Annotated in this window: 17 protein-coding genes; 10 read left to right on the forward strand and 7 right to left on the reverse strand. The window is 54.8% G+C overall.

The features are described 5' to 3' along the window. The 4 genes from H5P17_RS06370 to H5P17_RS06385 all read right to left on the reverse strand — a co-directional run bounded on the left by H5P17_RS06370 (position 1) and on the right by H5P17_RS06385 (position 4,515). Positions 1 to 1,410, reverse strand: coding sequence for a M17 family metallopeptidase (locus tag H5P17_RS06370; RefSeq protein WP_182821950.1), 1,410 nt, complete (start codon positions 1,408 to 1,410; stop codon positions 1 to 3). 4 nt (positions 1,411 to 1,414) lie between these two features. Then, a complete protein-coding gene (locus H5P17_RS06375) occupies positions 1,415 to 2,248 on the reverse strand; it encodes a carbohydrate ABC transporter permease (protein ID WP_020827410.1) in 834 nt (277 codons plus the stop codon). Then, a complete protein-coding gene (locus H5P17_RS06380; RefSeq protein ID WP_182821952.1) occupies positions 2,238 to 3,179 on the reverse strand; it encodes a carbohydrate ABC transporter permease in 942 nt (313 codons plus the stop codon). Before H5P17_RS06380 ends, H5P17_RS06375 begins: the two co-directional genes overlap by 11 nt. 61 nt (positions 3,180 to 3,240) lie before the next feature. After that, positions 3,241 to 4,515: an ABC transporter substrate-binding protein gene (locus H5P17_RS06385; protein WP_182821954.1), complete on the reverse strand. Its 1,275-nt coding sequence runs from the start codon at positions 4,513 to 4,515 to the stop codon at positions 3,241 to 3,243. 740 nt (positions 4,516 to 5,255) lie between these two features. Between H5P17_RS06385 and H5P17_RS06390 the strand changes: the two genes are divergently transcribed. From H5P17_RS06390 to ompC, 6 genes are all read left to right on the forward strand, one after another. Next, on the forward strand, positions 5,256 to 6,470 hold the full coding sequence (locus H5P17_RS06390; protein ID WP_182821956.1) for an aspartate aminotransferase family protein: 1,215 nt from the start codon (positions 5,256 to 5,258) through the stop codon (positions 6,468 to 6,470). 52 nt (positions 6,471 to 6,522) lie between these two features. Continuing rightward, complete coding sequence (gene astA, locus H5P17_RS06395; RefSeq protein WP_044551956.1) at positions 6,523 to 7,557, forward strand: arginine N-succinyltransferase; 1,035 nt, start codon at positions 6,523 to 6,525, stop codon at positions 7,555 to 7,557. Beyond that, positions 7,557 to 9,029: a succinylglutamate-semialdehyde dehydrogenase gene (gene astD, locus H5P17_RS06400; RefSeq protein ID WP_044551955.1), complete on the forward strand. Its 1,473-nt coding sequence runs from the start codon at positions 7,557 to 7,559 to the stop codon at positions 9,027 to 9,029. Before astA ends, astD begins: the two co-directional genes overlap by 1 nt. 180 nt (positions 9,030 to 9,209) lie before the next feature. Then, entirely contained in the window at positions 9,210 to 10,547 is a 1,338-nt protein-coding gene (gene astB, locus H5P17_RS06405) for an N-succinylarginine dihydrolase (protein ID WP_182821957.1), read from the forward strand. Positions 10,548 to 10,558: 11 nt separating this feature from the next. Further along, positions 10,559 to 11,542 carry a succinylglutamate desuccinylase gene (gene astE, locus H5P17_RS06410; protein ID WP_182821959.1) on the forward strand — a complete coding sequence of 328 codons (984 nt, stop codon included), beginning with the start codon at positions 10,559 to 10,561 and terminating at the stop codon, positions 11,540 to 11,542. A gap of 651 nt (positions 11,543 to 12,193) precedes the next feature. Next, complete coding sequence (gene ompC / locus H5P17_RS06415) at positions 12,194 to 13,276, forward strand: porin OmpC (protein WP_304621575.1); 1,083 nt, start codon at positions 12,194 to 12,196, stop codon at positions 13,274 to 13,276. An 83-nt stretch (positions 13,277 to 13,359) separates the two neighbouring features. Here the strand turns inward: ompC and H5P17_RS06420 are convergent, their stop codons facing one another. Together H5P17_RS06420 and H5P17_RS06425 are read right to left on the reverse strand one after the other, a co-directional pair. Next, entirely contained in the window at positions 13,360 to 13,584 is a 225-nt protein-coding gene (locus H5P17_RS06420; protein ID WP_182821961.1) for a biofilm development regulator YmgB/AriR family protein, read from the reverse strand. 130 nt (positions 13,585 to 13,714) lie between these two features. Then, the gene (locus H5P17_RS06425; protein ID WP_012145560.1) at positions 13,715 to 13,906 is read right to left on the reverse strand and encodes a YebW family protein; all 192 of its coding nucleotides are present in this window, start codon (positions 13,904 to 13,906) and stop codon (positions 13,715 to 13,717) included. A 227-nt stretch (positions 13,907 to 14,133) separates the two neighbouring features. Here H5P17_RS06425 and lysM point away from each other — a divergent pair, with 227 nt between their 5' ends. From lysM to H5P17_RS06445, 4 genes are all read left to right on the forward strand, one after another. Then, positions 14,134 to 14,580 (forward strand): peptidoglycan-binding protein LysM, encoded by a 447-nt coding sequence (lysM, locus tag H5P17_RS06430; protein ID WP_020827318.1) that lies wholly within the window; start codon positions 14,134 to 14,136, stop codon positions 14,578 to 14,580. Positions 14,581 to 15,040: 460 nt separating this feature from the next. Next, complete coding sequence (locus H5P17_RS06435) at positions 15,041 to 15,205, forward strand: hypothetical protein (protein ID WP_020827317.1); 165 nt, start codon at positions 15,041 to 15,043, stop codon at positions 15,203 to 15,205. A gap of 96 nt (positions 15,206 to 15,301) precedes the next feature. After that, the gene (locus tag H5P17_RS06440; RefSeq protein WP_044551950.1) at positions 15,302 to 16,243 is read left to right on the forward strand and encodes a pirin family protein; all 942 of its coding nucleotides are present in this window, start codon (positions 15,302 to 15,304) and stop codon (positions 16,241 to 16,243) included. A gap of 427 nt (positions 16,244 to 16,670) precedes the next feature. Further along, positions 16,671 to 17,024: a DUF1304 domain-containing protein gene (locus H5P17_RS06445; RefSeq protein WP_044551949.1), complete on the forward strand. Its 354-nt coding sequence runs from the start codon at positions 16,671 to 16,673 to the stop codon at positions 17,022 to 17,024. 29 nt (positions 17,025 to 17,053) lie between these two features. Here H5P17_RS06445 and H5P17_RS06450 read toward each other — a convergent pair whose 3' ends face one another. Then, positions 17,054 to 17,440, reverse strand: coding sequence for a helix-turn-helix domain-containing protein (locus tag H5P17_RS06450; RefSeq protein ID WP_041414657.1), 387 nt, complete (start codon positions 17,438 to 17,440; stop codon positions 17,054 to 17,056). Positions 17,441 to 17,758 lie beyond the last annotated feature (318 nt).

Here is a 17,758-nt window from a genome sequence, read left to right on the forward strand (position 1 = left end):
TCAGCGCTCCGTCTGGGCAAGCAGGGCACTCAATCGCGCCAGCAGCAGCACGCCGAATGAGGACGCGCCGTTGGCGTACAGCTTACGGTGCGGCATATCGGTAGACATGGCGGCAATATCCAGATGCGCCCAGCGCTGGCCCGGTTGGACGAACTCGCCGATAAAGGTCGCTGCCACGCAGGGGCTGCCGTGCGGATCTTCACCGCCGTGACGGTAATCGGCAAATTCAGACTTCAGTACCCCGCGATACCAGCCGCCGTGTGGCATCGGCCACACCGGCTCGGCGCTGGCCTTGCCCGCTAGGGTGACCTGCGCCAGAAAGTCGTCGTCGTTACCCATCATGGCCGCATACTCCTTGCCCAGCGCCACGCCTGCGCCGCCGGTCAGGGTAGCGATGTCGAGCAAAAAGTCGGGCTGGAAGCGCTGCTGGGCATAGCTGATGACGTCCGCCAGCACCATGCGGCCTTCGGCGTCGGTTGAAATGATTTCCACCGACTTGCCGTTGTGCATGGTCACCACGTCGCCGGGGCGCTGTGCGCGGGAAGAGGGCATGTTTTCTACCAGACCGCACAGGCCAATCACGCGGATCGGCAGTTGCAGCGCGTCGATGATACGCATGGCACCCACCACCGCTGCCGCGCCCCCCATGTCGAATTTCATGGTGCTCATGCGTGCCGCGCCTTTAATGCTGATGCCGCCGCTGTCGAAGGTCACGCCTTTACCGACCAACGCAAGCGTATGCCGTGCATTGGCGGGATGGTGATCGAGGATCAGTAATTGCGATGCGCGGGCGCTGCCTTGACCGACGCCCAGCAGGCCACCGAAGCCCAGCTGCGCCATCTGCTCCTCATCCAGCATCTCCTGGCGCAGATGAGTAAAGGGCAATGGCGCGACGGCCGCCACGAAGCTTTCCGGATAGAGAATATTGGCCGGCTTATTCATCAGCTCACGTCCGATGATCACGCCCTCGGCATGCAGATTGGCCCAGTCGCACAGCGCCTGCGTTGTCGCATCATGGCTGGCCAGGGGATGGGTTGGGTCGGTTAGCCTGGCGCTGGCATGGTGCTGATAGCGATAAGCGCCCAGACGCAGGCCGAACAGCAGCCAGCGCCAGGTTTCTGTACCGGCCGATAAGCCTTGATCCAGTGTCAGACGCAGGTGCTGTAGCCCGAAGTCTTTTTGCCCGGCGGCGATGCCGGCACCGGCATCCTGTAGCGCCGCAGGCGTCAGGGAAGGGCCGATATTGAGCGCAAAACGGCCATCGCCCAGCGGATAAAGCACGCCGACGGCGGCCTGTTGCAGGCCGGCGTTTTGCAGCGTCACCGGCAGTGAACCTTCCGCCGCGGTAAACAGGATGACTTGCTGGCGCGCTGCTGTGCCGTTTTCAATAAAAATATCAATGAATTGCATAAGTTTACCCTTTGACCGCCCCACGGGTGAGGCTTTCCATCATTTGTTTGGACGAGAAGATAAAGGCGATCAGCAGTGGGACGATCGCCAGGAAACTGCCGGTCATCACCAGGTTCCACGGCGTGGCGGTAGCGCCGCTCAGGCTGCGCAGCACCAGTTGGAGAATTTGCTTGTCCGGCGACTGCAATGCCACCAGCGGCAACATAAAGTTGTTCCAGGTATCGACCACCACCACGATCGCCACCGTCAGCAGCGCCGGGCGCATCAGCGGCAGGCCGATACGCAAAAATATCTGCAGTTCATTCAGGCCGTCCATGCGCGCACTGTCCAGTATTTCGCTGGGCAGTGAGGAACTGACGTATTGCCGCACCAGGAAAATCCCGAAGATGTTCACCCCGGCGGGCAGCCAGACGGCGGCAAACTGATCGAGCAGGCCAACGCTTTTAATCACGAAGAAGTAGGGCACCAGATTGACCACGCTGGGCACCATCATGGTCAACATGAGGGTCGTGAATAACACCTTTTTGCCCTTGAACTGATAGACGCTGAAGGCGTAGCCCGCCGCGGCGGAAACCAGCACGCTGGTCAAGGTGGCCATGGCGGTGACATACAGGGTGTTGAGCAGCGAGCGGGTGAAAGGCACCTGTTGCTCCAGCCCCCGGTAGTTTTCCAGCAGGTGGCTGCCGAAGCGCAGTGACATGCCCATGATGCTGCGGGTGTCCTGTGTCGCCAGCAACGCCGACCAATAGAACGGGAACAGCGACAGCGAGGCGAACAGCGATACCAGCAGGTAAATCACCAGTTTGCCGGTGTCGAAACGGCGACCCTCAGCGATCATTCTTCAGTCCTCCACGGTTGCCGAAACCCCAAAACACCAGCGCACTGACCAGCGCAATCAGCAGGAACAGGATCCAGGAGATGGCCGAAGCGGTGCCCATATCCAGATAGGACCAACCGGTCTTGTAGACGTACATCGATACCGTCAGGCCGCTGTTGTCGACGCCACCGGTGCCCTGCGTCAGGATCATGGGTTCATTGAACAGCTGCATGTTGCCGATCAGCGTCATCAGCGTGGCGAAGAAAATAAAGGGGGCCAACAGCGGCAGTGCGATATAGCGGAATTTTTGCCAGCGGCCTGCACCGTCCAGCTCGATCGCTTCGTACAGGTCCGGCGAAATAGAGGCCAGGCCGGTCATGTAAATCACCGTATTGATACCGGTGAACTTCCAGGTCACCTGATTGGCGATGGTGAAGCGGATCCAGTCGCTGTCGAAGAAGTTGATCGGCAACGCGGCGGCCAGCGCGCTCAGGTGCAGCTTTGCGGCCAATCCACTTAACAGCTCGTTGACCATACCGACCGGCGAGAACAGGTTGAAGACAATCAGGCTGACGGCGACGGAAGAGGTGATGTAGGGCAGGAAGATCGCCGCCTTCAAAAAACGTCTGCCGCGCACGATGATGTGCAACAGTGAATAAGCCAGGGTGATGGCGAACAGATGCTGGCACAGGCCGGACACCAACGTGATTTTAATGGTGTTGGCCAGCGACACCCAGAAGGCGTCATCGGTGAAGGCATAGTAAAAGTTATCCAGCCCGACAAACTTCATCGAACTCAGGCCTTTTACCGGGTTCCAGGATTGGAATGAGAGAAACGCCGAGAAAAAAATCGGGAAGGCGTTGAACACCGCAAACAGCAGCATGAACGGCAGCAGCAGCAGGTAGGCGGTGCGGTGATCGTGCAGCAGCCCTTTGAAAAATCGCTTACGCATAGACTCCCCGAACCGACGGAAAACGAAAAAAAGCGGCCGCTAAGCCGCCGCAGGCTGATGATTACAGGGCGCGCATCCGCCGCTCCAGCAGCTTATTGGCATCGCGCAGCGTGCTGTCGATATCCTGATGCTGCACCAGGATCTTCTTCGCCGCTTCGTTGAGAATTTCGTTGGCAATATTGTCTTCCGGCGAGGAAGCCACGGGTTTCAGGTCCGGTACCAGGCTGGCGTAGTAACGCATTGAGTGCTGGCCGCCGAGAATGCTGCTGGGCGTGTCGAAGTAGGGCGCGTTGTACACGTCGAGGCGAGCAGGCAAGGTACCGGCGGTTTTCGCGGCGTCAATCACCACGTCACGCTGCATAAAATATTGAATGAATTGCCAGGCCGCCTGAGCATTTTTGCTTTGCTTGGGGATCACCAGCGTGGTGCCGCCTGCGTTGACCTTGATATTGCCCGGCACGCCGGTCACCCGCCACAGACCGGCTTTCGCACCGTCCGGATCCAGTTCCTGCTCGATGCGGCCTTCATCCCACGGGCCATCGATATCGGCGAACAGTTTTCCCTGCCGGTACAGCTTGATGTATTCCTGCGAGTTGGTGGAGCCGTCGAGGGAGGCTGCCAGCCCTTTGTCATACAGCGTTTTGATCACCGTCATCAGCTGTTTGATCTGCGGTGAGTCCAGGTTGGGCTTGCCGTCTTTGGTGTAGACCGGCTTGCCCGGTTCGCTGTTCATACCCACCACCAGAGGATTGATCAGGCTGGTGGCCGCCGGCAGCAGGTAGGCGCCTTGCTCTTTTTTCAGCTTCTCACCGAAGGCGATAAAGCTGTCCCAGCTTTGGGTGATGTCCTCAATCTTTACGCCTGCCTTCTGCACCATGTCATTACGGTAGATCATGATCACCGGCCCGGTGTCGTAAGGCACGCCATAGATATTGCCGTCATTACCCTTTGCCAGGCTGATCATCGAAGGATCGAACTGCCAACCCTGGCTATCAATGCTGAATGGCGGGGCGCTCAGGTTATTCAGGCCGCCGGAGTTGGCGAAGCTGCCGAGTTTGATGGTGCTGACGCTGAAGATATCGGCGGCGCCCTGGCCAACGGCCAACGCGGTGGTCAGCTTTTGATGGCAGTCGGCGAAGCCGCATTTGATCGACTGCACCTGAATATCCGGATGCGCCGCCTCAAAGTCTTTAATCACTTTGTTGATGTAATCATTGGGTAAATAGTTGGCGAAGGTAATGCTGGTGTTGGCGCTGGCGGAAAGGGGCAGGCCCAGCAGCACGACCAGTGCAACCCCGGTGAGACTTTTATTATTACGCAAGCAGACTTGAGCCATGATAACCCCGATCCTGTGCAGTCGATGTGGTGTGTGTTTTTTCATCATGGAACACGTGTTCCATTGAAATTAACCTATTATCGCGTCAGCGGACTGTCAACATTTTGTTCGGCAAGTTAACAAATATGAGATCTGACGCGGCCGTTGCCCAGGTTCACGCCCGATTTTGGCCCAGACAGGGTCACGCAGGACCTGTAATGACGCGGGTTTGCCCGCATCTGGTGCATTTTCTGCACCCGAATGGGGCAAAAGTGTGACGGGGAGCAAATCAGGCCAAATTATTTTTGCGAGCGCGATCAGAAATATCGAAGTTTTTTGTCATTGAATAGGATTTCGCAGCCAATGATGATTTTTCGCCTTATTTTTCCAATTATTCATTAGCAATGCATATTTATTGAATAAGTATGCATTATAAGCCGTTGTTTTACCGAAAAAAAACGCGTTTTTCGCCAAAAATCCCGTTTTGGCACGATAGCTGCTCTACACTCTTTATCAAACGGCATGTATTTTAACTGCTCGTTAACATTTATTCCCCGTTACAGGACCTGATACCCGGTATAAATAGCGAAAAACGCGGTTGATGTAACAGATTTGTTTCTGAATAGGCGGTGAAAGGCAGAGTTATCACCGGCTAAAAAACGGATCGAACGGCGCGGTTTTTTATGTTTTGTTGTGGACCATCCAGGCTGGAGCGGCCCTTACAGTCAAAATTCAGTCTTTGCTGAAGTTATGAGGTCATTATGGAACAGCCAATCGCAGTTACCCGCCAGTCTTTCGACGACTGGATGGTCCCGGTTTATGCCCCCGCTGATTTTATTCTGGTACGGGGAGAAGGCTCGCAGGTATGGGATCAGCAAGGTAAGTCTTACATCGATTTTGCTGGCGGCATTGCGGTTAACGCGCTGGGCCATGCGCACCCGGTCGTGACCGCAGCGCTGGTGGAGCAGGCGGGCAAACTTTGGCACCTGGGCAACGGCTATACCAACGAGCCGGTGCTGCGGTTGGCCAAGCTGCTGATTGACGCCACCTTTGCCGATAAGGTGTTTTTCTGTAACTCCGGGGCAGAAGCCAACGAAGCGGCGCTGAAACTGGCGCGTAAACGTGCACTGGATAACGGCAACCACAGCAAGAACCAGATTGTGGCATTCAACAACGCCTTCCACGGCCGCACGCTGTTTACCGTGTCTGCCGGCGGCCAGCCCAAGTATTCCAAGGACTTTGCGCCATTGCCGGGCGGCATCACCCACACGCCATTTAACGATCTGGCCGCCGCCGCAGAAGTGATTAACGACAACACCTGCGCGGTGATCGTCGAACCTATTCAGGGCGAAGGCGGTGTATTGCCGGCCGATGCTGCTTTCCTGCAAGGCCTGCGCGAGCTGTGCGATCGCCACGGTGCGCTGCTGATTTTCGACGAAGTGCAAACCGGCATGGGCCGTACCGGCGACCTGTACGCCTACATGCAATACGGCGTAGTGCCAGACGTGCTGACCACCGCGAAAGCGCTGGGCTGCGGCTTCCCGATCGGCGCCATGCTGACCACTGACGAACTGGCCAAAACCCTGAGCGTTGGCACCCACGGCACCACCTACGGCGGTAACCCGCTGGCGACGGCGGTGGCGGGCGCGGTGTTCTCCGTCATCAACACGCCGGAAGTGCTGGAAGGGGTTAAGCAACGCCACCAGTGGTTCCTCGACGGCCTGAACAAGATTAACCAGCAGTATCCGATTTTCTCTGAAATCCGCGGCGGCGGCCTGTTGATTGGCTGCCAGTTGACCAAAGACTACGCCGGCAAGGCGAAGCAGATCACTCAGTTTGCCAACGAAGAGGGCGTGATTGCCCTGATCGCCGGTCCGGATGTGGTGCGTTTCACCCCTTCACTGGTCATTCCTGAGCAGGATGTGAAAGAGGGGCTGGCGCGATTCGCGCGAGCCGTGGCGCGGATTTGCAGCTAACACACAGGCTGCGCCCTTACCGGCGCAGCCTGATTCAGACGAGGTTCGCATTATGATGATTATTCGCCCTATAGAGCGTCGCGATTTGGCTGACTTACTGACGCTGGCCGGTAAGTCCGGTATCGGTCTCACTTCCCTGCCACAAGATGAAGATACCTTGTCGGCACGCATTGAGCGGGCGTTAAAAACCTGGCAAGGCGAACTTCCGCGTGGTGACCAGTGTTATCTGTTTGTGCTGGAAGACAGCGAGCGCCAGCAGGCGGTAGGGGTTTGCGCGATTGAAGTGGCCGTCGGGCTGACAGAACCCTGGTACAGCTTCCGCGTCGGTACGCAGGTGCATGCATCCAAACAGTTGAACGTGTATAAATCGGTGCCGACGCTGTTCCTCAGCAACGATCACACCGGCCATTCCGAACTGTGCACGCTGTTCCTCGATCCGGACTACCGTCACGGCGAAAACGGCAAGCTGTTGTCGAAGGTACGCTTCCTGTTTATCGCCGCTTTCCGTGAGCGTTTCTCCGCCCGGCTGATTGCCGAAATGCGCGGTTTCTCTGATGAAGAGGGCCGTTCGCCGTTCTGGGAGAGCGTCGGGAATCATTTCTTTTCCATCGAGTTCGCCAAAGCGGACTACCTGAGCGGCACCGGCCAGAAAGCGTTTATCGCCGAACTGATGCCGAAACACCCGCTGTACGTCGATTTCCTGGCTGAAGACGCGCAAAAAGTGATTGGCGAAGTGCACCCACAGACGGTGCCTGCGCGCCGGGTACTGGAGTCCGAAGGCCTGCGTTATCAGGGCTATGTCGATATCTTCGACGGCGGCCCAACGCTGGAGGCGGAAATCGATCAGATCCGCGCGGTCAAACAAAGCCGCTTGGTGAAAGTGGTGCTGGATGAGACCCCGATGCGCGCTGATGCGCCGCCTCTGTTGGTGGCCAACGATCATTATGAGAATTACCGCGCACTGCTGGTCAATGCCGATCTGTATGACGACCGTCTGCATCTCAATGCCGCTACCGCCGAGGCGCTGGGCGTTGAACAAGGCAGCCCGGTGCGGGTCATCCCCCTTATTGCACAGGAGAAAGCGTAATGTCACATCCTGCACTCTTTATTAATGGCGCCTGGCAGCAAGGCCATGGCGCTGCGTTCAGCAAAACCGATCCGGTTGATAACCAACCGCTGTGGCAGGCCAACGCCGCCGACGGCAGCGATGTTGCTGCCGCCTGTGAAGCGGCCCGCGCCGCTTTTCCGGCCTGGGCTCGTACCCCATTCGAACAACGCGAACAGCTGGTGAAGCGTTTTGCTGCCTTGCTGGAAGAGCACAAGTCTTCTTTGGCGGCGGTGATCAGCCGTGAAACCAGTAAACCGCGTTGGGAGACGCTGACCGAAGTGCAGGCGATGATCGGCAAAGTGGCGATTTCATTGCAGGCCTACCAGGCGCGTACCGGCGTGAGCCAGACTGCGATGGCGGACGGCGCTTCGGTGTTGCGCCACCGCCCGCACGGAGTACTGGCGGTGTTCGGCCCTTATAACTTCCCCGGCCATTTGCCGAATGGCCACATCGTGCCGGCGCTGCTGGCGGGCAACACTGTGGTGTTTAAACCGAGTGAACTGACGCCGCAAACTGCCGAGGAAACCCTGAAGCTGTGGCAACAGGCCGGGCTGCCTGATGGGGTGCTCAATCTGGTGCAGGGCGGGCGTGAAACCGGCGAGGCGCTGGCCGCCAGCGCGGACATCGACGGCCTGCTGTTTACCGGCAGCGCGGGCACCGGTTACCACCTGCATCGCCAGTTGGCGGGACAGCCTGAAAAGATCCTGGCGCTGGAAATGGGCGGCAACAACGCGCTGATCATCGATCAGATCGAGGATCGCGATGCGACGGTTAACCTGGCGATTCAGTCGGCGTTTATTTCCGCCGGCCAGCGCTGCACCTGCTCGCGCCGTATTCTGGTAAAACGCGGCAGTGAGGGCGATGCCTTTATCGAGCGTTTGGTGCAGGTGGCGAGTGCGCTGCGTGTCGGGCGCTGGGACGCTGAACCGCAGCCATTTATGGGCGGCGTGATCTCTTCGGCGGCGGCGGAAAAAATGCTGGCGGCGCAACATCACCTGCTGGCGCTGGGCGGCAAAGCCCTGCTGACCATGCAGCGTCTGGAAAGCGGCAGCGCGCTGCTCAGCCCGGGCATTATTGACGTGACCGGGGTGCGGGACGTACCGGACGAAGAGTATTTCGGCCCGCTGACCACCATCATTCGCTATAACGACTTTGATGAGGCGCTGCGTATCGCCAACCAGACGCGTTATGGCCTGTCGGTTGGGCTGGTCTCCCCGCAGCGTGAGCAGTTTGATCATCTGCTGCTGGAAGCACGTGCCGGTATCGTCAACTGGAACAAACCTTTAACCGGGGCTTCCAGCGCGGCACCTTTCGGCGGTGTCGGGGCGTCTGGCAACCACCGCCCGAGCGCCTACTACGCGGCAGATTACTGCGCCTGGCCAATGGCGTCATTGGAAAGCGAAAGCCTGACGCTGCCGGCCAGTCTGTCACCGGGGTTGTCGTTTAATTAAATTTTACCCGTCGCCTTTCAAGCCGCAGCGGGGCGAATAAGTTCGCCCCGTTTAACGCGGGCACAGCATGTAGCGCCCCTACAATAACTGGGGATGAGCAAACTGCTCGCCTGGCTGCAACTTGAAATTCATAGGGTATGTTTTGAGTAGGGCCGAGCCTGCTCGGCCCAGGAGAACAGCATGTCAGGATATGAAGTCAATTTCGATGGTCTGGTGGGCCTGACGCATCACTATGCCGGGTTGTCGTTTGGCAATGAAGCCTCGACCCAGCATCAAAACAGCGTGTCGAACCCGAAACTGGCGGCCAAGCAAGGGCTGTTGAAGATGAAGGCGCTGGCGGATCTCGGCTTTCAGCAGGGGGTATTGCCGCCGCAGGAACGGCCGCACCTGCCGATGCTGCGCAAGTTGGGCTTCAGCGGCAGCGACGAAACGGTATTGGCGCAGGCAATGAAGCAGTCTCCGCGCCTGTTGTCTGCGCTCAGCTCGGCATCTTGCATGTGGACCGCCAATGCGGCCACGGTTTCACCTTCGGCGGACAGCGCGGATGGCAAAGTGCATTTCACCGCGGCCAATCTGAACAACAAATTCCATCGCGCGATTGAGGCCGAGACCACCACCGGCGTGCTGCGGGCGATTTTCAACGATCCACGCCATTTCGCCCACCATGAGGCCTTGCCGCAGGTGGCGCTGTTTGGCGACGAAGGCGCGGCCAACCACAACCGGCTGGGCGGCGATTATGGCAAGCGCAGCGTGCAGATGTTCGTCTACGGCCGCCAGGAGTTTGGTGGAGAAATCGCCCCGACGCGCTATCCGGCACGCCAGACGCGCGAGGCCGGGGAGGCGATTGCCCGTCTGCACCAGTTGGATGAGCAACATACGGTGTTTGTGCAACAGAACCCGGCGGTGATCGATCAGGGCGTATTCCACAACGACGTTATCGCCGTCAGTAACCAGAATGTATTGTTCCACCATCAGCAGGCGTTTTATCAGCAGCAGGCACTGGATGAAGTGCGTCGCAAAATGGCGTCGCTGGACAGCGAACTGGTGGCGATTGAGGTGCCGACGGAGCGGGTTTCCGTGGCGGATGCGGTAGCGACCTATCTGTTCAACAGCCAAATTCTGACTAAGCCTAACGGCAAGATGATGATTGTGGTGCCGGAAGAGTCGCGTCAGCATCACGGCGTGTGGGGCTATCTGAGTGAGATGGTGGCCAGTGGCGGACCGATCGATGAAATCAAGGTGTTCGATCTGCGTGAAAGTATGCGCAATGGCGGTGGGCCTGCCTGCCTGCGATTACGTGTGGCGCTGAACGAGCAGGAATTGCGGGCGGTCAATCCGCGCGTGATGATGAACGATACGCTGTTCGCTACGCTCAATGACTGGGTTGACCGCTATTACCGGGATCGCCTGACGCAGAACGATTTGGCGGACCCGCAATTGCTACGCGAAGGGCGCGATGCGCTGGATACCCTGACGACCATCCTTGGACTGGGATCGGTTTATCCTTTCCAACAATAGGCGATGTCATCATGTTTGATTTGTTGGCTTTGACGCTGGAAGGGCAAACGCCCGTAGAGCAACAGGGCGAAAATGCGGATTTACACTGGCGTTGGCTGGGGGAAGGCCTGCTGGAAATCACGCCGCGCGAGGGATACCGGCAGGCGATAGTGCTGTCGGCGGGGATCCACGGCAATGAAACGGCGCCCATTGAGCTGCTCAATCAGCTGGTCAAGGATTTGCTGGGCGGGGGGCGGGCTTTGGCGGTTCGGCTGCTGGTGATATTGGGTAATCCACCGTCAATGCGCGCCAATAAACGCTACCTGCACAGCGACATGAACCGGATGTTTGGCGGCCGCTATCGCGATTTCAGCCACAGCGACGAAACCGTGCGGGCGCAGCAGCTGGAGCAGGCAGTCGCCGCGTTTTTCGACGGTGAGCAAGCGACGCGTTTCCATTATGATCTGCATACGGCGATCAGAGATTCGTGCCTGCCGCGCTTTGGTATTCTTCCTTTTCAGACCCGGCCTTACAGTGCCGAGATGCTGGCATTGCTGGACGCGGCCGATTTGGATGCGTTGGTGATCCACAGTGCGGCGGGCGGCACCTTCAGTAATTTCACCAGTGAGCATGCCGGCGCCGCCAGCTGTACGCTGGAACTGGGCAAGGCACGGCCGTTTGGTAGCAATGATTTACAGCAATTTGCGGCCATTAACCGTGCTCTGCAGGCGGCAGTCAGTGATGAAGCCTTGCAGCAGCGAATGGGGGAGGCTCTGCGGGTGTTCCGCGTTGAGCGATCGCTGATCAAACGTAGCGAAGCGTTCAAGCTGCATCTCAGTGACGATACCGCCAATTTTACCGAGCTGGAGCAGGGGACGTTACTGTGTGAACAACCGGGGGAGGAGTACCGGGTTCAGCATGCCAGAGAATGGATTTTGTTCCCAAATCCCCAGGTCGCACTGGGATTGCGTGCCGGTATGGTGCTGATTGAAGCGCCGCGCAGCACGCTGTATTGACCTGTCAATATTGAATACGTTTTTATACTTACAGTATTTAAGGTTGTAGCGATGTCGGCTGCAACCTTAAATAACGATGGTATATCCTGCTGCCAATTCCCCTTACTCCCCCTTCTTTATAGTCTCTCTCTCGATACTTATATTTTTAAGTTGAATTTATTTTTGCCGTCATTTTTTGATGGTTTGAATCGATTTAATTATTCGAAGCGGTAAAAGATGGGCTTAAAACGTGGCGAATCACACTAAATCACCGCAATGACTTTGCTCAGTTAAAAATGTGAAATAAGTAACGTTATTAATAACCACGCTAAGATTCATGGTATTTATGAATCGAATGGAAAGCATACAAAAGGAAACTAAATTGCACCGATTTGGTGCATTGCACCAAGTTGGTTATAAGATATGTAATAAATATCAATATGAATCAATGGTTTGATTGGTCTTCTTTTTGTAATATTTGGTTACAAATAAACATGCTTTATCCACGGTGTTTTATGAACTTTTTTATTTTAAGTTTGGATTCATGATGCTAATGTCACATGGCTTCTTAATTAGAGGCGCTCATAAAACACTAAATGATAAAGATCACAGCCCAAACCATAAATTGGGCGTGATGGGCAGAAATTAAAATTATAATATCTAGGAAAATAAATGATGAAACGCAGTGTATTAGCCTTAGCTATTGCCTTAGGGGCAATGACCTCCTTTGCCAACGCGGCAGAAATTTATAATAAAGATGGCAATAAACTCGACCTGTACGGTCGCGTAGCCGCCAAACATGTTTTCAGCGATGACAAATCCGAAGATGGCGACAAGACTTATGTCCGCTTCGGTTTTAAAGGCGAAACGCAAATCAATGACCAACTGACCGGTTACGGCCAGTGGGAATACAACGTCCAGGCCAACCACGATGAAGCGCAGGGCACAGCAGGCACCAAAACCCGTCTGGGCTTTGCCGGCCTGAAGTTCGCCAACTACGGTTCATTCGACTACGGCCGTAACTACGGCGTGGTGTACGACGCAGAAGCCTATACTGACATGCTGCCGGAATACGGCGGCGACTCCTACAGCTACACCGACAACTTTATGACCGCCCGTTCCAACGGTCTGGCAACCTACCGTAACCGCGACTTCTTCGGCTTGGTGGAGGGTCTGAACCTGGCGTTGCAGTACCAGGGCAAAAACGACAGCGACAGCCGCGGTGTGACCAAACAAAACGGCGACGGTTACGGCATGTCTCTGGATTACCAGGACATCGGCGGCTCCGGCATCGGCGTAGCGGCGGCATTCTCGGATTCCAACCGCACCAGCGATCAGAAAAAATCTGCTTACGGTAAAGGCGACAGCGCAACGGCCTGGACCACGGCGATTAAATACGACGCCAACCAGGTTTACCTGGCTGCCATGTACGCCGATACGCGCAACATGACGCCAATCAGCGGCAACGGTGTTTCTGGCTTCGCCAACAAAACGCAGAACTTCGAAGTTGTGGCTCAGTACCAGTTTGAAAACGGTCTGCGTCCTTCTCTGGCCTACGTGCAGTCTAAAGGCAAGGATATCGAAGGGATTGGCGATGTTGACCTGGTGAAATACGTGGAAGTGGGTGCGACTTACTACTTCAACAAAAACATGTACACCTACGTTGACTACAAAATCAACCAGTTGAACGACGATAACAAACTGAAGCTGAGCACCGACGACGTCGTGGCAGTGAACCTGACCTATCGTTTCTAAGTTTCAACACCATTACCTTCTTCCTGTGTCGGGATAAAACGGTAATCAGGCAGAGCGAAAGCTCTGCCTTTTCTATTGGGTTGTTAACCTTTGGGGGCTTGCCCCATCACTTCGATGGCGGAACGCAATGTAGCAAAGCGTTGCTGGTTGGTTTCATGTTCAATCTCGCTAACCAAATGGGCCAGAATATTATTGCCGGAAACTTTTTTGTTGAGATTGATCAGTTGAATGACTGCACCGCCGACCACCAGGCTGACGTCGCGCAACAGGGCTTCATAGTGTTCGTTTGAGAAGGTAGAAACGGGCATCGCGCCATCTCCATATCGTTCGGGTGAGGCAATTTAGCAAAATAGCGGCATAAAGCATCGTCGACATGCCTGCTTTCCAGTGAATTCAGAAATTCCTCAGAGGAAATTAGTATAAAAGTCTTTTGGCGATTTACATCGGCGCATATTCGTTGGCGGGTAGCCAAAAACCATCGATAAAATCTTCAAACGGGAAGCAGCCGGCGTGGCGCAGGTTTTGTTCTTTCATACTGATCAGGCACTGGCGTTCGTCACGCAGCACGTCAACCACGATATCGGCGCAGCCGCCGTCCAGATAACAGACAAACATCACCAAGGCGTACATCGCTTCTTATGTCCTTTCTCCTATCCTTCCATGCTCTTATTGTAGGTAACTTCGGCGATTGTTTCATGTCAGGTGCTGCACAAAAGTACAGATTGGCAACGAAAGTTGGCACTTTCGGATTACTCTAACTGCTTAATACTGCAGGACCAATTGAATATCCCTCTTGCAGTGCTAAGCTTAACAAGCCTTAAGTCAATGCAACATTGTAACCATCGAAAGGAGTGAATATGGGTTTGTTTAACTTCGTCAAAGAAGCGGGCGAGAAACTGTGGGACACAGTGACCGGCAATGCGACAGCCGAAGATCAAAGCGCCAAACTGAAGGACCATCTCAATAAAACCGGCTTGCCGGGTATCGATAAGGTTGATGTGCAGGTGGTTGACGGTAAAGCCGTGGTAACCGGGGATGCGGTCAGTCAGGAGTTGAAAGAGAAGATCCTGGTGGCCATCGGTAACGTGGCAGGTATCAGCGGCGTGGAAGACAAGGTAGCGGTTGAACAAGCCGCCGCCGAAAGCCGTTTCTATACCGTGAAGAAAGGCGACACCCTGAGCGCGGTTTCGAAAGAAGTGTATGGCAACGCGAATCTGTATAACAAGATTTTCGAAGCGAACAAGCCAATGCTGTCCAGCCCGGACAAAATCTATCCGGGACAGGTACTGCGTATTCCGCAGTAACACCCACAGCAGCACGACACACTGCCTGGCCCGATTTGTTATCGGGCTTTTTTTATGTTTACTTGCATAAGTTAGCCTAATTATTTTATTGTCTTAATAAGACTTTTGAATGCATCGTAATCTTGGTCATCTCAGTTCTGGGGGAGTGTTGACCCTGGTGAGGAAAGTTGATAGCGTCTTGCCACTCTTGAGGTCTGAGTGGCATTGGGCGCGGAATCTGACAAACCCGCAATGGCGGGCTTTTATCAATCACCCTTCACAAAAACGTTAACGCGTGATGAGTTAAGATAGATTCTGTGAAACAACAACGTAATACCTCACAAGATAAAAACTACCGTGAAACTTTGGGAGACGCACAATTCGCCGTCATTGTGCTGGCGATAGCGTCCTGTTCCCTGATCATTTTTACGCTTTCAGTCACGCTATGGCTGACGTGATGTCGTTCAATACAGGAGATAAAATGGAGCACAATCTCCACGATGAAACCAAGCTGTTGGCCGTTATCGGTTTACTGGTTTCCGTGTTGTTAGTGGTATCAATTCTTTTTGGTGTGACTTACTTTTCCGATCTAAAGCATGCACGCGATGAAGTCGACATCAAAGGCTGCTATATAAAGGCGTCGTAGCCTTCTGCCTCCCGGGTTGCGTTCTGGTCGCTGGCTCATGGTAAGCTGGCGTCCAGCTACTCACTCAACCCGTGTGTCGTTCTGGAGGCGTTTACCATGAGCAATTCCCGCCCAACCTATTCATCCTCTTCCCGTGATTGTCCTGTGGTTGACGGCATCCGTCAGATCCAACGTATTGCCGTGCGCAACGCCGAAGTTGGTGGTATCCCGATAAGCCGTGCCTTGCCCACCCGTGAACGGCGTACGCTGGGTGCATGGTGCTTTCTCGACCATGCTGGCCCCTCGGTATTCAGCGGTACCTCGCAAGGGATGGACGTCGGCCCACACCCGCATATCGGTCTGCAAACCTTTACCTGGATGATTGAAGGGGAAGTGCTGCACCGGGATAGCCTGGGCAGTGAGCAGGTGATACGACCCGGGCAGGTTAATCTGATGACGGCAGGGCGAGGTATAGCGCATACCGAACAGTCGACCGGTGAACAACGGCGTTTGCATGCCGCGCAATTGTGGATTGCGCTACCCGCAGAACATGCCGATACGGCGCCGCGTTTCGATCATTATCCCGACTTGCCGTGCTGGCTGCGCGATGAGGTCAAACATACTTTGCTGGTGGGGGAGTTCGAACAATATCGCTCTCCGGTGTCGACTTTTTCGCCGTTAATCGCCATGGATTTGGAATGGCAGGCTGACGGCTATTTGCAATTACCTTTGCGAGAAGATTTTGAAATAGGCTTATTGCCCCTTATTGGTGCATTTGAGGTTAATGATGAAAAATTTTCACCTGATGAATTTGCCTATTTAGGTATAAATCTTAACCGTATCGAGTTACATGGCAAGAAGGGCAGTCGCGCATTATTAATCGGTGGGCTGCCATTAGACGAAGAGATTCTCATTTGGTGGAATTTTGTCGGTCACAGCAAGCAAGAGATTACTCGCGCACAGCATGATTGGGAGCAGGGGAATTCACGTTTTCCCGATGTCGTCGGCTATTGTGGCCCCCGTATGACCGCGCCACGCCTGCCCTGGAGCGATGATTGAGACTCTCGTGCTATAACAACGGGATATTTTTATTCATTTCGCTCTATTAACGTTAAATTAATGTGATCGGAATTCCATGTTTTCGCACCGATATAGTTTATCTGGTAAATAGTGATCTGGCGCAAATAAATGGTCGGAGCAGTGGATTAAGATAACTTTCAAGAAGTGATGTTATCTACCGCTAGTCAGAAGCCTGTGAGGTTAATATGAGCCAAGTACTCTATCGTGCAAGATTATCCCATGTTGTTATTGCAACGGCGGCGTTCTGGATCTCTATCGCAGCCATGCTGGTTGTTGTTCTGAGCTAACTCTGAATGATTATGCAATAAACCCGCTGCGGCGGGTTTTTTTATGTCGATATATTCGTAATATTCTCAGTGCGGTTATACTTATAAAACCCAATCGCTGATTAACCCTGCAGATTACAATGATAATTCTCTCTAATATAGTGGTGTTGCTTATTGCCGCGATCCATTTGTATATCCTGATCCTGGAAATGTTCCTATGGCAGAAGCCTACCGGCAGGCGAGTGTTCGCCACCACAGCAGAGTTTGCTGCGGCCACGCGGGTACTGGCGGCCAACCAAGGATTATATAATGGTTTTCTGGCGGCAGGATTGGCCTGGGGCGTCTGGCGTGAGGAGCCGGCGGTGCAACTGTTCTTTCTTGGGTGCGTGCTGGTGGCGGGCGTGTTTGGTGGGCTGACCGCGAGCCGCAAGATCCTCCGTGTACAGGCGCTGCCCGCATTGATCGCTATTTTAGTGGTGCTGTGGGCGCATTAGCCCGCCGTTAGCGGCGGCGGGAAAGGGGATCAGGCGGTTTTCTGATGAATGACGTGCAGCGGCGGGGCGATGTGCAGGTCGACGCTTAAATCCTGACGGAAATCATAAGGCGTGATGTTGAAGCGCTTTCTAAACATATAAGTGAAATGCGACTGCGAGCCAAAACCGAAATCCAGGGCGATGTCGAAGATGGAGGCGTCACTGGTACGCAACTGGTAAACCGCCCCGGCTAACCTGCGTTCGCGAATATACTTACCCAGCGAAATCCCGGTCGCTTCTTTGAACAGCTTCTGCATGTGCCACAGGGAGTAGCCGGAATATTCGGCCAGCTCTTCAAGATGGATCACTCTTCCAAGGTGAGTTTCGACCCATTTACTGAGGGCGCAGACTAATGAGAGGTGGTGTTCTTGTATCATCAGTGCGTCTGTGTGAGATCTACATAGCGCTGAAGTATACACAACTTGCCGCCATGGACAAAAAGAGCGCCGTCACCCAGGCGAAATTATTCGGAAAAACTATTGTCAGGCAGCTTGTCAGGCGGAAGGAAAAACGGCTAATCTGAGGTTGCCCGCTACCGCTGATACCGCAGTGGTTCTGGCCGCAAAAAATAACCGCCAAAGCAGAGTCAGCCGTGACAATTCAGCGTTGATGGGGTGATCGCATGTTAATGACAGTGATTATTACTCTGGTTGTGATTGTAGGCGTTGTCGCTTTTATGGTGACGCCGGTGATGA

This window comes from Serratia sp. OS31, assembly GCF_014164835.1.
In the GTDB taxonomy this organism is placed as follows: Bacteria; Pseudomonadota; Gammaproteobacteria; order Enterobacterales; family Enterobacteriaceae; genus Serratia; species Serratia liquefaciens_A.